Here is a 2,481-nt window from a genome sequence, read left to right on the forward strand (position 1 = left end):
ACGTCCCTCCCCCCCCCCTCCCCCCCCCCCCCCTCCCCCCCCCCCCCCCCCCCCCCCCCCCCCCCCCCCCCCCCCCCCCCCCCCCCCCCGCCACTGGCGAGCACCTCCACCGCCCCGGCGCCGACAGGGTGTGCGGTATCGGCCCAGGTGACGGGACACATCGTCGCGGCGGACACCGCCCGGGCACGGCGACCGGTCCGGAGGGGCGCGGGCAGACCCGGGCGGCTCCGGTTGCGTAGGCTTCCGTCGCTGGAACCCGCCGTCCGCGGCGGGCCCGAGGCGGCTCCAGGGACCCGGCCGCCGACGGGTGGTGCGAGGGCCCGGTGCGGTGGTGAGCATGGCGGGCAGGGCGGTACGGGCTGAGCAGGCGAACGCGACCCGGGAGCTGATCCTGACCGCGGCGGAGCGGTTGTTCGCGGAACGGGGCGTGTACGCGGTGTCCAACCGTCAGGTCAGCGAGGCGGCCGGGCAGGGCAACAACGCGGCCGTCGGCTACCACTTCGGCACCAAGGCCGACCTGGTCCGCGCCATCGTCCGCAAGCACGTCGTCCGCATCGAGGAGATCCGCGCCCGGCTTCTCGCGGACGTCGGCGACTCCGACGAACTGCGGGACTGGGTGAACTGCGTGGTCCGCCCCCTGCCCGAGCACCTCGGAGCCCTGGGCGGCCCCACCTGGTACGCCCGGTTCTGCGCCCAGGTGATGACCGACCCGGCGCTGCGCCAGATCATGGTGGAGGAGTCCCTCGCCGCCCCGACGCTGCGCCAGGCCGTCGAGGGCATGCACCGGTGCCTGCCCGAGGTGCCCGCCGAGGTCCGCGCCGAACGCGGCGAGCTGGCCCGCCACCTCATCGTCCACATGCCCGCCGAACGCGAACGTGCCCTGGCCCAGAACGTCCCCACCCCGCGCGCCAGCTGGGACGAGGCCGCGACCGGTCTGGTCGACGCGATCGTCGGCCTGTGGCGCGCCCCGGTCACGGGCGGCCCGAAGCCCGGATGACGTGCACACCGCCGCGCCGATCCGCCCGGACGGCGGTCTCCGGGACGGTGGGGCCTGCGGTACGACATACGGCATACGGTGCATGGCATATTGCATACGGCATACAGTGAGTGGCATGCGATGTACGGCATCCGGTGCACGTATGCGGTATACGCGGGCGGGCCCCCCGCCGTCGCTCAGCCCCGGTCGCCGAAGGTGACGACCACCTTCTCCGCGGCACCCGGCGTCATCGCGAGCTCGAAGGCCCGGTCGACCTCCGCGAACGGGACCCGGTGGCTGATGAGCCTGGCGAACAGGTCCTTGTGCTCGGCGAGTTCGGGGGTGACCTCGAAGATCTCGGTGGGGTAGCCCTGCGAGGCGATGAGCGTGAGCTCGCTGCGGAGCATGCCTCCGAGGTCGATCGCGTCGGACTTCTTCTGTACGGCGACCATGACCAGCCTGGCGCCCCACTTCGCGGAGTCGACGGCGGTCTGGAAGACGGCGGGCGCCCCGGCGGCGTCGATGTAGACGTCGGTGCCGGCCCGGGGCTGGCCGAGCGCGTTGGCGGCCGGGCCGTGCAGTTCGGTGAGGCGGGCGGTGACGTCCTCGGAGCCCGAGTCGATCACCGCGTCGGCGCCCACCGCGAGCGCGGTCTCGAGCCGCTGCGGGATGACGTCGGCGACGACCACGTGCTCGACGCCGCGCAGCTTCAGCCAGATGGTGGCGCCCAGTCCGATCGGTCCGGCGCCGAAGACCACGACCTTCTCGGCCGGCTTCGCCCCGGAGCGGTTGACGCAGTGCCGGGCGACGGCCATCGGCTCGTTGAGGGCGGCCACGTCGAAGGGGAGGTGGCCGGGGAAGACCGCGACGCTCCGGCCGACCTCGGCGTCCTCGATGAGCAGGTACTCGTTCATGCCGCCGAGCGAGCCGCCGCAGCCGATGATGCCGGACGGGGCGCCCTGCGGGTTGACGACCACCCGGTCACCGGCCTTCAGGCCGTCGACCTCGGCGCCCACCTCCACGACCTCGCCGGCCGGTTCGTGGCCCAGCGGCAGGGCGACCGTCGATCCGCCGGGACCGAACGGGGCACCGCCCATGTGCAGGAAGAAGGTGTCGGTGCCGCAGATGCCGCAGGCACGGATGCGGACCAGCGCGTCTTTCGGTCCGGGCACGGGACGCTCCACGTCCACCACGTCGATCGTGTTCCGGGCGCCGGTCAGGACGGACTTCATGGTGGCCATGGAGGCTCCCTCTTCTCGTTCTCGGGGGCCCGGCCCCGGCTCTCGGGGAGTTCAGGGCCTGACTCCTGGGGAGCTCGGGACCCGGCTCTTGGAGGACTCGGCACCCGACGAGGGACGGGGACCCTCGCGGCGAGGGCGGCTCGCCAGGTCCGGGGGGGGGGGGGGGGGGGGGGGGGGGGGGGGGGACGGGGGGGGGGGGGGGGGGCCCCCCCCCACCCCCCCGCCCCGCTTCCACGACTCCACCGCCCCACCCCAAGAGGGGTT

2 protein-coding genes are annotated in these 2,481 nt (G+C 74.5%); one reads left to right on the forward strand and one right to left on the reverse strand.

All coding sequences use genetic code 11. The features are described 5' to 3' along the window. Positions 1 to 337: 337 nt before the first annotated feature. Positions 338 to 997 (forward strand): TetR/AcrR family transcriptional regulator, encoded by a 660-nt coding sequence (locus AC07AZ_RS15655; RefSeq protein ID WP_478847845.1) that lies wholly within the window; start codon positions 338 to 340, stop codon positions 995 to 997. Between the two features lie 176 nt (positions 998 to 1,173). Here the strand turns inward: AC07AZ_RS15655 and AC07AZ_RS15660 are convergent, their stop codons facing one another. After that, the gene (locus tag AC07AZ_RS15660) at positions 1,174 to 2,217 is read right to left on the reverse strand and encodes a zinc-dependent alcohol dehydrogenase (RefSeq protein WP_478847847.1); all 1,044 of its coding nucleotides are present in this window, start codon (positions 2,215 to 2,217) and stop codon (positions 1,174 to 1,176) included. Between the last annotated feature and the right edge of the window lie 264 nt (positions 2,218 to 2,481).

This window comes from Streptomyces sp. NPDC043878, from assembly GCF_056435735.1.

Bases quoted from the DNA above. Each gene is read 5' to 3' on its own strand.
- AC07AZ_RS15655 (WP_478847845.1), top strand. From the start codon at position 338: ATGGCGGGCAGGGCGGTACGGGCTGAGCAGGCGAACGCGACCCGGGAG.
- AC07AZ_RS15660 (WP_478847847.1), bottom strand. From the start codon at position 2,217: ATGGCCACCATGAAGTCCGTCCTGACCGGCGCCCGGAACACGATCGAC.